Source organism: Paenibacillus sp. J14 (genome assembly GCF_000518465.1).
GTDB lineage: Bacteria > Bacillota > Bacilli > Paenibacillales > Paenibacillaceae > Fontibacillus > Fontibacillus barengoltzii.
The window spans coordinates 21,583-36,794 of the sequence record NZ_JADQ01000016.1 but is presented as its reverse complement, the minus strand read 5'-3'; the positions used below and the strand labels follow the sequence as shown (position 1 = coordinate 36,794).

The 15,212-nt window shown below is 40.2% G+C and carries 9 protein-coding genes; 8 read left to right on the top strand and 1 reads right to left on the bottom strand.

Annotated elements, in window-relative coordinates; genetic code table 11:
- The first annotated feature begins 8 nt into the window (after positions 1-8).
- On the top strand, positions 9-863 hold the full coding sequence (gene sigJ / locus M891_RS0108205) for an RNA polymerase sigma factor SigJ (RefSeq protein ID WP_028538480.1): 855 nt from the start codon (positions 9-11) through the stop codon (positions 861-863).
- A 154-nt stretch (positions 864-1,017) separates the two neighbouring features.
- On the opposite strand, the gene M891_RS0108200 is transcribed toward sigJ, so the two are convergent.
- The gene (locus tag M891_RS0108200; protein ID WP_051416873.1) at positions 1,018-1,836 is read right to left on the bottom strand and encodes a type II CAAX endopeptidase family protein; all 819 of its coding nucleotides are present in this window, start codon (positions 1,834-1,836) and stop codon (positions 1,018-1,020) included.
- 300 nt (positions 1,837-2,136) lie between these two features.
- Here M891_RS0108200 and fliD point away from each other — a divergent pair, with 300 nt between their 5' ends.
- From fliD to M891_RS0108160, 7 genes are all read left to right on the top strand, one after another.
- On the top strand, positions 2,137-3,384 hold the full coding sequence (fliD, locus tag M891_RS0108190) for a flagellar filament capping protein FliD (RefSeq protein ID WP_176222393.1): 1,248 nt from the start codon (positions 2,137-2,139) through the stop codon (positions 3,382-3,384).
- 92 nt (positions 3,385-3,476) lie between these two features.
- Entirely contained in the window at positions 3,477-4,388 is a 912-nt protein-coding gene (locus M891_RS0108185; protein ID WP_028538477.1) for an aminoglycoside phosphotransferase family protein, read from the top strand.
- 388 nt (positions 4,389-4,776) lie between these two features.
- The gene (locus tag M891_RS23550) at positions 4,777-5,454 is read left to right on the top strand and encodes a 2OG-Fe(II) oxygenase (protein ID WP_051416872.1); all 678 of its coding nucleotides are present in this window, start codon (positions 4,777-4,779) and stop codon (positions 5,452-5,454) included.
- 521 nt (positions 5,455-5,975) lie between these two features.
- Positions 5,976-7,409 carry a hypothetical protein gene (locus M891_RS0108175; RefSeq protein WP_028538476.1) on the top strand — a complete coding sequence of 478 codons (1,434 nt, stop codon included), beginning with the start codon at positions 5,976-5,978 and terminating at the stop codon, positions 7,407-7,409.
- A complete protein-coding gene (locus tag M891_RS0108170) occupies positions 7,406-8,995 on the top strand; it encodes a hypothetical protein (protein ID WP_028538475.1) in 1,590 nt (529 codons plus the stop codon). The genes M891_RS0108175 and M891_RS0108170 overlap by 4 nt, the downstream gene beginning before the upstream one ends.
- Entirely contained in the window at positions 8,992-10,008 is a 1,017-nt protein-coding gene (locus M891_RS0108165; RefSeq protein ID WP_028538474.1) for a hypothetical protein, read from the top strand. Before M891_RS0108170 ends, M891_RS0108165 begins: the two co-directional genes overlap by 4 nt.
- Complete coding sequence (locus tag M891_RS0108160; protein ID WP_028538473.1) at positions 10,005-15,209, top strand: DEAD/DEAH box helicase; 5,205 nt, start codon at positions 10,005-10,007, stop codon at positions 15,207-15,209. Before M891_RS0108165 ends, M891_RS0108160 begins: the two co-directional genes overlap by 4 nt.
- Positions 15,210-15,212: the final 3 nt, after the last annotated feature.

Sequence of the window (15,212 nt, the reverse complement as noted above, 5' to 3'; positions counted from 1 at the left end):
GATGGCGTATGGAGGAACTGTACGATAAATATAAAGCGCTGTTGTTCACGCTGGCTTATCAGTTGACAGGTTCTGCGGCAGATGCGGAGGATGTGGTGCAGGACGTGTTCTTTAAGGCCTGCGACGTAGATCCCGAACGTTTGAGGGAACCGAAGGCCTATTTGTGCAAAATGGTAACCAATCGCTGTCTCGATCTGCAGAAATCTGCGCGGAGGAGGAGAGAAGTGTACGTCGGTCCTTGGCTCCCCGAGCCGATTCCGACACCGGAAGCGGATACGCTCGAAACGGTCGTCCGCCGTGACCTGCTGTCTTATGGTATGCTTGTACTGCTTGAGAGGTTATCGCCGACAGAGCGTGCGGTTTTCGTTCTTCGTGAAGCGCTTGGATTCGATTACCCCGATATCGCCGAACTGCTTGGCAAGCGAGAGACAAATTGCCGCATGTTGATGAGCCGAGCGAGAAGCAAGATGGGCATATCCGAGGAAGAAACGGTTGCGGCCGACGCGATCGAATTGGAATGGGTGAGCCGCTTCCTCACATCCCTCGAGCAAGGTAACGTTGATCTTGTGTTATCCTTGCTGAGCGAAGACGTCATGCTCGTCACTGACGGGGGTGGAAAAGTCATCGCGGCTACACATCCGATACAAACGCGCGAACAAGTGGCCCTTATCCTTGCTGGCGCGCTCCATGGCTTGAAGTCTCAGGGAAGTCTTCACTCCGAGTTTGCAGCTCTGAACGGAGAGACTGGAATTGTGCTTCGATCCGGGGACGAAGCCGTGGCCGCTATCTATTTACAACACCGGGGTGAAAAGATTCATAGAATCTACGTTGTAAGAAACCCGGATAAGCTTACTCGGGTATAGGGAGTCAACTGCGGATTTTTCATAAAGATAGAAAACTGGGAACGCGAATGATTTGGGACTAAAGTGAAATGTGGATCTGGCATACCACGGTTCGCCCCCATTTTGGAAAATAAAAACCACAACCATGAGGTTGTGGTTTTTTTGCTATATGGCATCAATTGTGAGACGTTCTTCCCCGTCTCCACATGTAGAAGGTCAGTCCAGCGTAGAACAGAATAACGAAGAGGCTCATGTCCCCGCTGATATATTTTGCGGCTTCTTGATGCTCGACCGTCACTGCGGCAAAAATGAGCCACACTAAATTATGCGTGGTGTGGATCATCGAGGAGGTCCATACACTGCCGGTCCGCATGCGAATTTCGCCGATCACGGGGCCAAGAAAGATCGTGCTGAGCACGGTCATGGGCAGCAGAAGCCAGAGATTCTCATCGGAGTGGTACGCTTCCGTGTTGAGAATTAACGGGAAGTGCCATACCCCATGGACGGCTCCGTGAAGTAACATCGCCTTTTTTCGGCTCATGCATCCAAGCATGGTCGGCAGCAGATACCCGCGCCAGCCAAGTTCTTCGCCCATGGATTGGGTTAACACCGACTTGATGTATAAGAAGACAATAAGCAGCGGAAATACCGTCCAACTGAAGCCTTCAAAGTCACTTCCAGGCTCGAAGGAGGATAGGTTCGCCACATAGGCGACGGCAAATCCCACAGCCAACGGGATGATTGGAACGATCAGCGCAAATCCCCAACTTTTGAAACCGAGCTTATGCAAACCAAGCTTTTTCCAGCCTGATTTACGGTAACCGTCACGCGTCACGATCAACATCATGATGAGCACTGCAATCGTTGGCGTCATCATATAAGCAAAGGTATTCACATGAGGGATGAAGCTGAAACCAACCGCCAGAAGCAAGACGAGCACGATAAATACAATGGATTTAGTTGAATCTTTCAGGGAGGAAAATATGTTAATCACACCTTCTTTTAAGAATACAACCGTATGAGTGGCTGCATTCCAAGAGTATCAAAGTCATGTCATATGGACATAGTGACCGTTGTCATAATAAAAGTCATATCTGTCATGCCGTGGACTTGCCAAGGCTTGGAGAAGATGCAATAATTCTAATCACATGCGAAGTTAAAGTTTTCTTTAAACTTCAACTATCGGCGATAATTCGGAGATAAAATAAGAGGAAAAGTGTCGAATCATCGTGCGAAGCGGGACCATGCATCCAGAATAAACTTTACAGTTCCATGATAAAGGGAGTGATGGATGATGTTATCGAACGACTCGTATAGCTTGATCGATTCGACGAGCGGAACGGCAGCCATGAATGTTGAATCCTCCAATAGAATGAGTGAGAGTTCGTCTTTATTGTCCAGGCTCATCTCACCAAGTATGCATTATGTGCAATATTTCAAGACAGCGGCAACCGGAATTGTTAACTTCTTGAAATCTACATACAGAGTGCAAGAAGCGGCAAAAAAATTGATGCTGCGGAATAATCCATTATTCGAAGCAAGAACGGTGGAAACCTCGGACAGCAGTCTGGTTATTGCAATGGCATCGGCTGGAGCTGCAAGGCAAACCTATGATGTGAAGTTGAAAGCGATTGCGACTTCTCAAAGGAACAGCGGAACCCTATTGTCTGGAGCAAGTGCGTCCGTTGTAAGCCAAGGGATAAATGAATTCACCCTTACCCTTGGCGGCAAGACGACCAAGCTATCGGTGGTGATCGCTGAGCACGATACGAATGATCAAGCGCTGAGCAAGTTACAAGAGGCGATCAATGCAGCAAAGACAGGGATCACTGCAACGATGGTCCCAGATGCGGATACGGGCCACCTGAAGCTAGAGTTATGCAGCGACCACACCGGAACGGATCAGGCTTTCGAAGTTGAAGACGTTATCGGCAATGCGATGTCAGCAACAGGTGTACAGAATGCAACCGAAATTGCGTCCAATGCCTCATACAGCGTGAACGGCGGTGCAATTCAAACGTCTCAGTCGAACACGATTGAGCTGGAGAAGGACAAAGTGACGGCAACACTCCTGGCTCCATCGATGGAAGCGGTGAGGATTCAGGTTAATCCGGATGCCGATAAAATCATTTCACAAGTGAGTGAGTTGATATCGAGTTACAATGCCATGGTGGGTCGTCTGACAGAAGCTGGCGGGATCTTAAACCCCTCTATCCGAAAAAGCTTGGACTTCTTAGTCGATTCCCCGACCTACGAGCAACTCGGACTCTATCGTGACGGCGACGGCTTACTCCAGTTGGATGAAGAACAGTTTAAGAAGAATTTGAGCTTGAATTTCGATCAAACTACGCGAGCAATTAGCAGTCATGTCGGCCTGGCTTACCGTCTAGCCTTAGCTATGGAAAGATTCAATACCGTGCCGGCCAGCAGCCTGATGAACCAAACGGCTCGTCAGTTACAACAATTCGCGATCTACCAGTCCTCGATTCAAATCACGATGCCAACCTACGGAAGCGGTTTGTTTGTGAATATGCTGTTTTAGTCATGGATTATTCATCGGGTCAACCAGAATTGGTTGGCCTTTTTTGGCATCAGGTATAATGATTCTAGGCGGATTGGGGGAGGGAGCATTCTGTGTTCGCGGATATCCAAGGTTACGAAACGTTCAAAAAAATCGATCCGATCACCAAAGGCTGGTCGAGCGACCAAAAATACTATATCGAAACCGTCACCAACGAGAGATGGCTGCTGCGCATCGCAGATATTTCCCAGTACGACCACAAGAAACATGAGTTTGAAATGATGAGAAGATTAGCCGAAAGCGGGATACCCATGTCGCGGCCTGTGGATTTTGGGGTATGCAACAACGGCCAGAGTGTCTATTCCCTCTCGACCTGGTGTGACGGCGAAGATGCGCAAGCGGTATTGCCGAAGCTGACGGACACGAGGCAATACCACCTTGGCGTGACAGCCGGGCAAATCTTAAGGCAAATTCACAGTATCCCTGCCCCGGTGGATCAAGAACCGTGGGAATCCTCTTTTAATCGAAAAGTAGACCGGAAAATCAAGCAATATCATGACTGCGGCGTAAAAATGGTGGGCGACGAGCAGATCATCGCTTATATTGAAGCGAATCGGCACTACCTTAGCGAGCGACCGCAGTGCTTTCAGCACGGGGATTATCATGTGGGGAATATGATCATCTCACCCGAAGGGGAGCTGTGGATCATCGATTTTAATCGCTGGGATTACGGGGATCCGTGGGAGGAGTTTAATCGCATCGTGTGGAGCGCTAAGGTCAGTCCGCATTTTGCGACGGGACAGATTCACGGTTATTTTCACGGAAATCCTCCGGACGAATTCTTTACGTTATTGGTTCTCTATATCGGCACCAATGCGTTGTCTTCGATTCCTTGGGCCATCCCTTTTGGTGAAGTGGAAGTCGCCGTGATGCAGCAACAGGCCCGAGATGTCTTGACGTGGTTTGACGGGATGAGGAATCCGGTGCCGGCGTGGTACTTGTCTGATTTTAAATCCAGTATATAGATGGGATTCCGTACAAGTTGAAGTGTGGGTGGAGGATTTGCGGCGATTGATTTTTATGATGGTTGTGTCCTGTATGACTTTGTTGCTCCTCGCGCTTCATGTCTCCAGAGGAATTTACGCTGGGTGCGGTTATCGATGAGGTCTCGTTAAGAGCTGTGAGTGAGGATCGGAGCAAGCGTCAGCAATCCCTTGTGGAGTTGAAACAGGAGTGGGATGCGGCGTGTTTGAAGTGAATAGAACCATGTTAAAATCAACAACCCTGCGAGGTTGTTGATTTTTTGTTTGATGGAATGATCCGTGGGAGAACGGTTGAATGAGGGGGATACTCGACGAACTTAGGCTGATGTATAATAATTCCATCAAAAACTGAATAGTAGAGGTGATAGAGATGAGCGAGGAGATTTCCATCTTGCCGATTCAATCCTTCTACTCGCTCGATGATCGTACCGTTGCGGCGACGGTACTGCACCAAGAGCCTTTGATCATGAGATTCGAACGGCTGCTGACGGACGACGAATGCCGGCAATTGATTGAGGCAGCCGCTCCCCGACTACGAGACTCCAAACTCGTGAACAACGTGGTCAGTGAGATCCGCACGAGCCGCGGGATGTTTTTCGAAGAAGAGGAAAACCCCTTTATCCATCGCATCGAAAAACGAATCTCCGCCTTGATGAATGTACCCATCGAACACGCGGAAGGCTTGCAAATCCTCCACTACAGCCCAGGCCAAGAATACCAAGCCCACTATGACTTTTTCGGCCCAAACAGCCCTTCTGCTGAGAACAATCGGATCAGCACCCTGATCATCTACTTGAACGATGTGGAGGCAGGCGGAGAGACCGTCTTTCCCTTACTGGATTTAGAGGTCAAACCCGAGCGCGGGTCCGCCTTGTACTTCGAATACTTCTATCGTCAACAAGAACTCAACAACTTGACCCTGCACAGCAGCGTCCCGGTGATTCGCGGTGAGAAGTGGGTAGCGACCCAGTGGATGCGGAGGCAGCGTGTGAGGGGGGGGTGTTTTGGTGAATTTGGAAAACAGATAAGAGCGCAATATTTATCGTGACGAGATATGGAGTTGACTAATGCTCGATTAATTTGAAACAAAACTTTGATGGCACAGCCATGATATTTATGGCTGTGCCATTTTGTAATTATACTACTTCCGAACACACTAATATCTGTCTCTTATGAATATCTTTATTTTGTGATTGTTTTGGTGTTCAGAATCAAACCTTTCTTACAAGGGTAAACATGCTTCTTTTGAGAAATTAGAATTTCCGTATTATTTCAAGATAAACAATTTATGAAGGGGAATAATATACTTATTCGTTTCTTGTCCACTATAACGAAAACGGCTGCTGAGAAGGGGAGCGAACAATATTGGAAAAATATACTATAACTACATATATAGAAAAACAGGTTATTTTTTACTTGTTTACGAAATAAGAAAGAATAGGCAGGACTTTTGTCATAATTTGTGGAAAATATAAAGGTTAGCTTCTTCTTAATTTTTTTCTTCGGAATGAGGTGGAAATAAGCAACATATGAAACTAATTTCCCGATTTATGAAGGGGGTAATTATAGATGCGTAAGGCGTATGATACAATTCTTCAATCTGAAGTCTCTGCTGAGTTGGCTGCTCAAAATGGCGGTTTTGAAGCATATCGTTATGAGTGCTCTTGTTGTGGAGAAGAAGTGTTTATTGCTGCGCCATACAGCACTAGAATGGTGGCACATTTTAGACATCGCAGTGGGAACAATGATGTTGAATGCGAGAATTACCTAGGTTTGCACGGAGCCATCAGCACTGATGCTCGTTCCAGACGGAGCAAACGAGAAAGAGTAGAGTTCTATTTTGATAATAGTAGTAGAATGTTTTATTTAGGTCTTAGGTTTAGCGAAAGCGAAATTAAAGTGTACGAACAGCAAAATGTTGATTTTGAATTAAGAACAAAGGATGCCAATATACCTTTTTGTACATTGAGAATTAACTTTGAGAATTTTGCACCAGATGTTGTTACAATGATCCCTTTGGATCATTTTTCATATAGCTATTATTTATCAAATACTCTTGAAACTACAAAAAGAAAGTTTAACTTCTTTTGTAACAAAAATAGTCCAACCTTTTTCAAAATACACGACTATGATAATGATTTTAAGGCAAAGTTAGTTCGTAGCAATACAATATACACTAATACAAATTATTTTGTTTCTATAGAAGAAAAGACCAAATTTACCTGCGACTGTTTTCCTAAAGGTGTAGAAGTTGGAGAAATAATCTCATTTGAAACAATGAATAGAAAATTTTCTGGGTTTGTTTTAACAATTAAACAAAAAACCGCTACTATAGATAATTTGCTAGAGTCATGGGGCTATCGATTAGATATTTCAGAGACACTAACTTTGCTTTGGCCACCATCAAAAACGTCAAATGAAGTCAATATTATCACATCAGAAAATGCTTATATATATTCGAGCTTTGAATTACAAGCACATGGGAATATCAATGTATATTCTAGGGAAATATCAAAAATATCACCTGAAATTTCAAAAATATCAATTACACAAAGAACTAAAATATTTAGAAAAAACTCGGAAATTATTATTGATAAAGAAATACCTAAATTTCACGGTTATACGGAGATAATCCCCACCAATATTAAAGTTAACAAGTTTACTATACCTGATAAGGGTGTCTATTATCATTTCAATCGCTATGGAGTTTCTCCATTATCATGTGGGCAGGATATTTATTTAACTCCAACAAGTTCAATAATCCACTATGAGTATAGTAACTACCCTGTAAGTTACATTTATCCTGACAGCAAAAAAGAGGTCTCTAGTGAAGATTTTCTTAATGATATCCTGGCACATAACAAACGATTAGAGGAATTCGATGATATTAGCTTTAGTTCAATTACACTTAGTGAAACAGCTTCTCGGTACATCGATAAGTGTAGGGTAAAAGGTAAAATTAACTCAGTTGCTAAGCAATTTATCAAGGAGGGATGGATATGAGCTATATCCATCAATTAACCGAAGATGAAGTGTATTATATATGCTCAGTTATACCACATAAAGATATAATTCGATATTTTACAAAAAATCCAAAAGAGTTTGCAAAAATCCGCCCAGGGTTCCGAGCTAATGCAATCTCAAAGCATGATGTTGTTAATTTGCTATTTAATAATCGTAATCGTCGTTTTATTTCGTTATTCATTGATAAACATATCAAAAATTGGCTTTCTCAGATTAAAGATCAAATAAACAGATATATAAGTGAAGGGGATAATAAAGAAGAGGCCTTTTTACGAACCCTACCTTATTCTTTCTTTTTCAAGAATGTCAAATTATATTTCAAACTTTTAGAGGAAAAATACTCAGAGGAATATATTTCGTTATTAAGTGTTGCAGTCACATCTCTAAGGGATATGAGTAAGAAACAAGAACTATCAGATAATAATATTAAGGAACTAGAGATTGAACTCGAGAAGCTTAAAGCGGATATTATATCGAAGGATGTTGAATTAATAAAATGCAGAGATGAGTTATCGTCTACTAGAATAGCACATGTTGAATCAATAAATGATCAGCTCTCAGTTATTGCTGAACTTCAAGCTGGTGCTGAAGAAGACAGGAATAAAATAGATTCTCTCCAAAAAGAAAAAGCACAATTACTTGATAAAATAGACCAGATTTCGAAGGCATTGGTGGACGCAAATAATTACATTGAAAAGCTTAAAGAACAATTGATAATCGAATTAGAAGAGGGACAAAAACGTATGGATGAGGAACAGAGTTCTGTAGTGTTTTCCAAGTGTCCATCTGATATGAATGAGTTCAAGGATTATTTAGGATATAACCTTTCCAATATTGGAGTGAATTACAAAGCAGAATATTTCACACTTCTGATAATGCATTTAAGTAAAACTCTATTTTATGGAGTACCTACTATAGTAAATCGCGCTACTGGGATGAATATTATTAAATGTGTGTCGAATACACTTATAGGAAAACCAACTGTAAGTACATTGAGTTATAGGAATGATATTACAGGTGATAAAATAGACCGGTTTTTACAAACAGCAGATCGTGTTGCTTGTTTAGACAACTTTATTGGCAACTATAATGAGACCGAGTTAATTCCAATACTGGATAAGCACAGAGATAAAATTATATTTCTAACTGTTGCATATGATCGAACACTCTATTATTTGTCAAAGGAATTTATGCGTTACTTTAATTATTTAAATTTGAATCGTATAGGAGTTCTCTCCGTAGTTACTGAGTTAACAGAAGACCCCTCAATAATACAGGAGCATAGATACACAGCACAATTTGAACGGGAAAACAATAGATATAGGAACATATTCAGGGGAATAGTTAAAGAATTGGGCTACCCTCATAGCTTAATTGAGCATTTTAGTCAATCAATAGATAATGAAAGTGATTTATGCTGTGTACTTGCGTTTAATGTTTTACCTTATTGTGTAGATGTGTTACATATTAATCCGTATAACACATCTGATCGCTTATTAAAATATGCGGGACCAGATGGCCGATGCACGCAAAAACAGCTGCTTTTGGGGTGGTTCTCACAATGAATGAACTAATTTGCGCTATGTCAAAGGATATGGGCATTAGTCGGTATAAGGGGGAGTCAATTGATTCGTTCATTTACCGAGTTTGTTATTCAGCAATGGGGCTCTGGTGCCTGTGGATAGCACAAAGCTCTTCGAATAATATGGTTGGGGCAACCAAGAAACACCAAACAGTAGTTATAAATGAGTTAATGAAACGTTACATTGAACTTTTCCCTAGCATAGCTAGCAAGTTTAGCAATGACAAAAAAACAAATATAAGTTTCTCTGTTCATATACGTAGCGTGTATGAGGAGACAGGTTATCTTTTTTTGAATGCTAATAATAGAAATGAGTTATCTAATTTTGGAAGAACTATCTGTATTGGTAATACATCCTTGTTTTTCGGTATTCCTACTAATAATTTTATTTTAAATGGACTTGGTGTGTTTACTTCACCAACAAGATATACAGTTACAATTTCCGAATTTTTATTAAGGGATTCTCTCTCTTATGAGGAATATTTATTGTCAATGTATGAAACTACAGACTTTTATGAGAAGGATGATTTGAATGATGACTTGCAGTTTTTTAATCCATTATCAGACGCTAATCCATCACAATCGTGGTCAGCCCAAATATTTACAGACTTTACTGTGGCTCGAAAATCTGAACAGGGTCCGTACTACAGAGTTATTCGAGGAGATGACAAATCACTTTTATTTGCAGATGAAACTATTGAGCGTCACGGTCACAGTTTAACAGCCTATGAATATAGACGCTTATATTTTGCATTAAAAGCTCATTACGATAACCCTTTAGTAGCCAAAATAGTAAAAATAGATGATGAATACTCAATACTTAGGCTAACGGGTTATCTACCAAACCGAGAATACTACTTTCTACTACTTATATCTTGGCCAATCAATAATGCTTTTAATAAAGTGCATTTTTTAATAAAAAACGACTTTATTGCAGAGATTACAAGTACTCTCAATAATATTGGTATTGAGGTAAGAGGGGAAGATGTGAAATGAGAAATGCAAATGGTGTACAACATTACTATCGGACTATCCGAGAAAAATTGACAAATTATATAAAATCAGACTATTTAGCTAATAGTGAAACCCTGCTCCTTTATGTTGATGATCTTCTGGGTGAACTTTGCTCTAAACATACAAATATTGCCCGTGAGCCTTATATCGAAACCTCCGCCTCATATAAAAAAGTTCCAGATGCTATAAAAAATTCTCCTCACATCAAACAAAGTATTAAGGAATCCCTACTGAAACTTATTGAAGCCAACCTTGGTATATTCGCTGATCCGTTTGAACACCAAATTAAGGCTCTTGAGTATTATTTGGCAGGGAGTGATGTGTTTGTTTCAACAGGAACTGGTTCGGGTAAGACAGAAAGTTTTCTTTGGCCAATAATAGCTAAATGTTTCGATGAAGCCAAGAATCATTCAGGGCTGTTTAAGATGGAGGCTGTTCGCACTCTCATTATTTACCCTATGAACGCGCTTGTTTCTGACCAACTTGCCCGATTTAGAAAAATAATTGGAAGCGATGAATTCCGAGATATATTCATTAAGGATACTCAAGCCAGCCGTATTCCACATTTTGGGATGTATACGGGTAGGACTCCATATTCTGGTGATGCAAAACTGGCAAGTAGCCGTGAACTAGCGAATGCCTTCCGTAAAAACTATTTAATAGATGATACAGCCGATGCCGAAACTCAGCGGCGACAACTAAATAATATAGAAGGACTAAAAAGAATCCATAAATTCCCTGCAAGATTTGGTGACAAAGGGCTAAAAGATTTTATTGAAAATTTGGAAAAGAATATTCACAAACCGTCACCATTTGATGCTGAACTCATAACGCGATTTGAGATGCAGAACTGTCCTCCGGATGTTCTAATTACCAACTACTCCATGTTGGAGTACATGCTTATGCGTCAGCGTGAAGCGACGATTTGGGAAAAAACTAAGCAGTGGCTAGAAGCATCCGATGATAATAAACTCCTAATTGTTTTGGATGAAGCACATATGTATCGTGGTTCTTCAGGTGGAGAAATTGCACTACTGTTGGAGAGATTATTCTACCGTTTGGGAATTTCGGTTGATAGAGTACAATTTATTTTAACAACTGCGAGTATGCCTCAAAATGAGCAAAAAGCAATAAATGAGTTTTATTCAGCGCTAACTGGTAAAAATATAGATTACTGCAAATTCTTGTTTGGTAATAAAGAAACTATCCCAGATAAATTTGAAGTACAAACAGATATTGACGCATTAGCTTCAATTAGTGCTGATGAAGTACAAGATGACAACATTATTGTCCGAATTAAAGATTTCGCAAAAAAAGTGTTTAACTATGATTTAGCAGATAATATTACTCAGAGTCAGGCTCAAGAATGGCTTTACGATAATCTACCCAAATATCAAGCATTTATGTTGCTTCATAAAATGTGTCGTGACGGTGCAAAATCCTATAGTGAGATCAAGAACGAACTCTTCGGAGACAGTAATAATGCTGAGAAAGCACTTGATGCTTTACTAGCCATAGTGCCTCTAGCCGCAAAGAATGGGAATATCCTATTCCCAGTGCGACTTCATATGTTTTTGCGTGGACTACAGGGGCTTTATGCTTGTTCTAATCCAAATTGTAATAGCGCAAGGTATTCAAATAGTGAGAAACTTCCATTAGGTAAGGTTATATCTTTACCAAAAGATAAATGTAATTGTGGTGGGCGAATTTATGAGCTTGTAAACCATATTAAATGTGGGGCTTTGTATTTTAAAGTTTATGTTCAGAAAAATGAGGGACAACCCTATTGGTATGTATTCCCTCAACGAGGGTTAAATGGTGATGTAAACTCGCTTAATGAAATGCTACTTTATGTTGCACCGAGAGGCTATCAGAAAAGAAAAAACGATAAAATAGGAGCGCTTGACCCTTTTACGGGAAAACTATACACGTCACCACAAAATAGCGATAATTTTTTAACAGTTATTTATAATAGTGATTTTGACTCAAAGTCACAGTCATTTACTTTTAATGTTTGTCCAAAATGCAGAAAGGCAATGCGACTTAAGAAACCTGTTAATTTTTCTACCAAGGGTAATATTCCGTTCTATAACCTGACAAAAGCTCAATTTGAACTGCAACCTGCGAAATCTGAATTGATTAATCAAGGTAAAAAAGTCCTGTTGTTCTCGGATTCCCGGCAGAATGCTGCAAAACTTGCACGTGACTTGTCAAAATCGTCTGATGCGGATGCTTTCCGAGAGGCAGTTATCTTATCCTCTCTTCTTTTGCGGATGGATGGAAAAGAACATTCTTTATCTGATTTATATCCTGCATTCTTAGATGTATGTGTTCAAAACAATCTCTCTTTTTTTAGTGGCAAAAGTAAAGAAAAATTTGAGAACCATAAGAGGCTGTTTGTTGATAAGAAAAACAAAACCGAACGTCGTGGAAAAGCAATTGACTATGGGGTACTAGTTCAAGAATATCAACCATTACCAGATGAGTATTATGAGCAACTGCTGACCTTTTTCACGGAAAGTCCTCGTTCATTCAAGGATATTGGTATTGGTTTCTTAGCCCCTCTGTCATCAATTCTTAGTGAACTTGAATATGATTTGGATGATTTTGGGGTGTCTATTGATAGTAAGACACTTTATCAAATGCTAGTTCTGTTATTTTGGGATGTAATGGATGATAGCGCTGCTATCGGTGAAATAATTCCTGATGATGTCAGAAGAGGCTTACCAGGCCGTAGTAAAGTACAAACATTTGGTTTGGGTGATTTTTTAGCAGAATTAGACAGACAGTTGATCCAAAGATTTCAAGAAATGCTGAATATCGATGGTTTAGTATTTAGGAAGATCATGGAGAGTGTTCGTGATTTGTTCTTCTCACAAGCATCAAATAATAGATATTACATCAAACTATCGGCGGTAGAAATAAAAATTGCCGATAGAGACTTTATGTGGTATCGTTGCGTGAAATGTGGGAAACTATCTCCTTACAAGATTGGTGACTATTGTGGTTCTTGTTATGATTCTACAGATGTTGTACCAATAAATGCTTTGGATTTATCACGTTTTGATTTCTGGCGAATTCCAGTACTTAACGCTTTGAATAAAATTGAAAATATTCACAAAATCAAAACTGAGGAGCATACAGCTCAATTATCTCATAAAGAAACCAGAAGTGATACCTGGAGTCGTACAGAAAAATATGAGATGCGTTTTCAAGATATTAACGTAGGCGAAAACGGTGAGGAATCGATTGATGTTTTAAGTTGTACGACAACTATGGAGGTTGGTATTGATATTGGTTCGTTGACTGCCGTCGGACTTCGAAATATTCCTCCAATGAGAGAGAATTACCAACAGCGGGCTGGTCGTGCTGGTCGTAAGAATGCAGGTATTTCCACAATTGTAACTTATGCTTCTGGTGGTACGCATGACAGTCATTACTTTATGCATCCTGATGAGATGATTTCTGGAGCTCCGCGTAAACCATGGATTGACCGAACTAATCCTAAAATTAAGCAGCGTCACACAAACATGTTAGCCTTAAATGGTTTTATGTCAACCTTAGAAATGAAATTACAGTTTGATGGCATTGTTGATATAGGTATTATAACGTTTTGTGAGAAATTTGGGGAAAAATACATTAATTATGTAAAAACTATGGATATGTGCACTGATGAGACAATCAGCCAATTCCGTGATATCTGTCAAAAGGTTTTAGTTGAAGGTAAACGAAATGAGTATATTAATAATGATAAAGAGACTTCGGCTTTTGATATCTTTTATCGTGAAGGCTACATTCCATCATATTCATTCCCGAAAAATATTGTGAGGTTTTATGTCGAGAAAGAATCTGAGAGGGGTAAAAATGCACCTCGAGACATACAGTATGCACCTGAGAGAGATATTGCTATAGCTCTCAGTGAATATGCGCCTGGTAGATTTGTCACGATAGATAAAAAGATATATAAAAGTGGTGGTATCTACGCCAATCCTCGTCCAAAAGGATACGAAACAAATCAAGCTGAATACTATTTCAAGAATAAGGATTATTATAAAGATATTATTATTTGCTCCGAATGTAACTGGTTCGGAATGGAACAGGAGGATTATTCAAAAGAGCAATGTCCATATTGTGGAGCGCGAACAGATCACAGAAAAATGTTACGTCCATGGGGGTTTTCTCCTGTTAAAGGTGACGAAGTAAAATTTGAAGATGAAGATGAACAATACACTTATGCTGAAGCACCTTACTATTCCTATGTTCCAGCAGAGACGGATATGAAAAGTTATAGGCAAAGTAATATTCGTTATGCAAAGCTGTCTGATAGGAAGGTACTAACAGTGAATATGGGAAGTAACAAGAATGGTTTTAACGTATGTAAAAAATGTGGAGGTGCGGAGGTTGCGGATTTGAGTAATAATGGTCATTTTACTTTTTCACAACCTTATCATGACCGTTTTTTGTGTCGGCATGAGAGATATGTAGCAACCAATATTTTTTTAGGATATGAATTTTTAACTGATATGTTTATGTTGGATATATCTTATGACACTACTAAACTTATAGGTAACAGCAATGCGGAGGAAAAGAGCATACTACGTGCTGCAGTAACGACCTTACATGAAGCACTTAGAAAAGCAATCTCTTTGGTACTTGATATAGATTACAGTGAGATAAGTGGAGGTTGGAGACCAAGAATAAAGAATGACGGTGACTCACACATTGAAATGTTTTTCTATGATAATCTTTCAAGCGGTGCAGGTTATTCATCTCTTGTTAGTTCGGTTCTTGATAAAGTGTTAGAAAAAGCAAGGCTTATTCTTTCGGAATGCGAGTGCTCACGCTCATGCAAACACTGCCTTGATAACTTCTGGAATCAGAGAAATCACCACTTTTTTGATCGGTACTTGGGACTACAGCTATTAAACTATGCTGAATTTGGGCAATTACCGGATGGATATGATTATGAAGAGCAACAGGGGCTTCTTGCACCATTGTATAGGCTCATTGCTGATGATAGAGAACTCATGCAACCTAGTCCACCAACTGAATTTGAGGTTGTTCCAGCAATTATAAAAAAGCCGAAAAACACAAGGAATAAGATGTATTTAAACCCATACGATCTGTCCGATTGGTTACCAAATGCATTTCTGACATATAGAAAAATGATTAGTGAGAGGTAGTAC

What these genes read in the sequence shown, in the direction of transcription:
- sigJ (WP_028538480.1), top strand. Translation starts at nt 9, where the DNA reads ATGGAGGAACTGTACGATAAATATAAAGCGCTGTTGTTCACGCTGGCT.
- fliD (WP_176222393.1), top strand. Translation starts at nt 2,137, where the DNA reads ATGTTATCGAACGACTCGTATAGCTTGATCGATTCGACGAGCGGAACG.
- M891_RS23550 (WP_051416872.1), top strand. Translation starts at nt 4,777, where the DNA reads ATGAGCGAGGAGATTTCCATCTTGCCGATTCAATCCTTCTACTCGCTC.
- M891_RS0108175 (WP_028538476.1), top strand. Translation starts at nt 5,976, where the DNA reads ATGCGTAAGGCGTATGATACAATTCTTCAATCTGAAGTCTCTGCTGAG.
- M891_RS0108170 (WP_028538475.1), top strand. Translation starts at nt 7,406, where the DNA reads ATGAGCTATATCCATCAATTAACCGAAGATGAAGTGTATTATATATGC.
- M891_RS0108165 (WP_028538474.1), top strand. Translation starts at nt 8,992, where the DNA reads ATGAATGAACTAATTTGCGCTATGTCAAAGGATATGGGCATTAGTCGG.
- M891_RS0108160 (WP_028538473.1), top strand. Translation starts at nt 10,005, where the DNA reads ATGAGAAATGCAAATGGTGTACAACATTACTATCGGACTATCCGAGAA.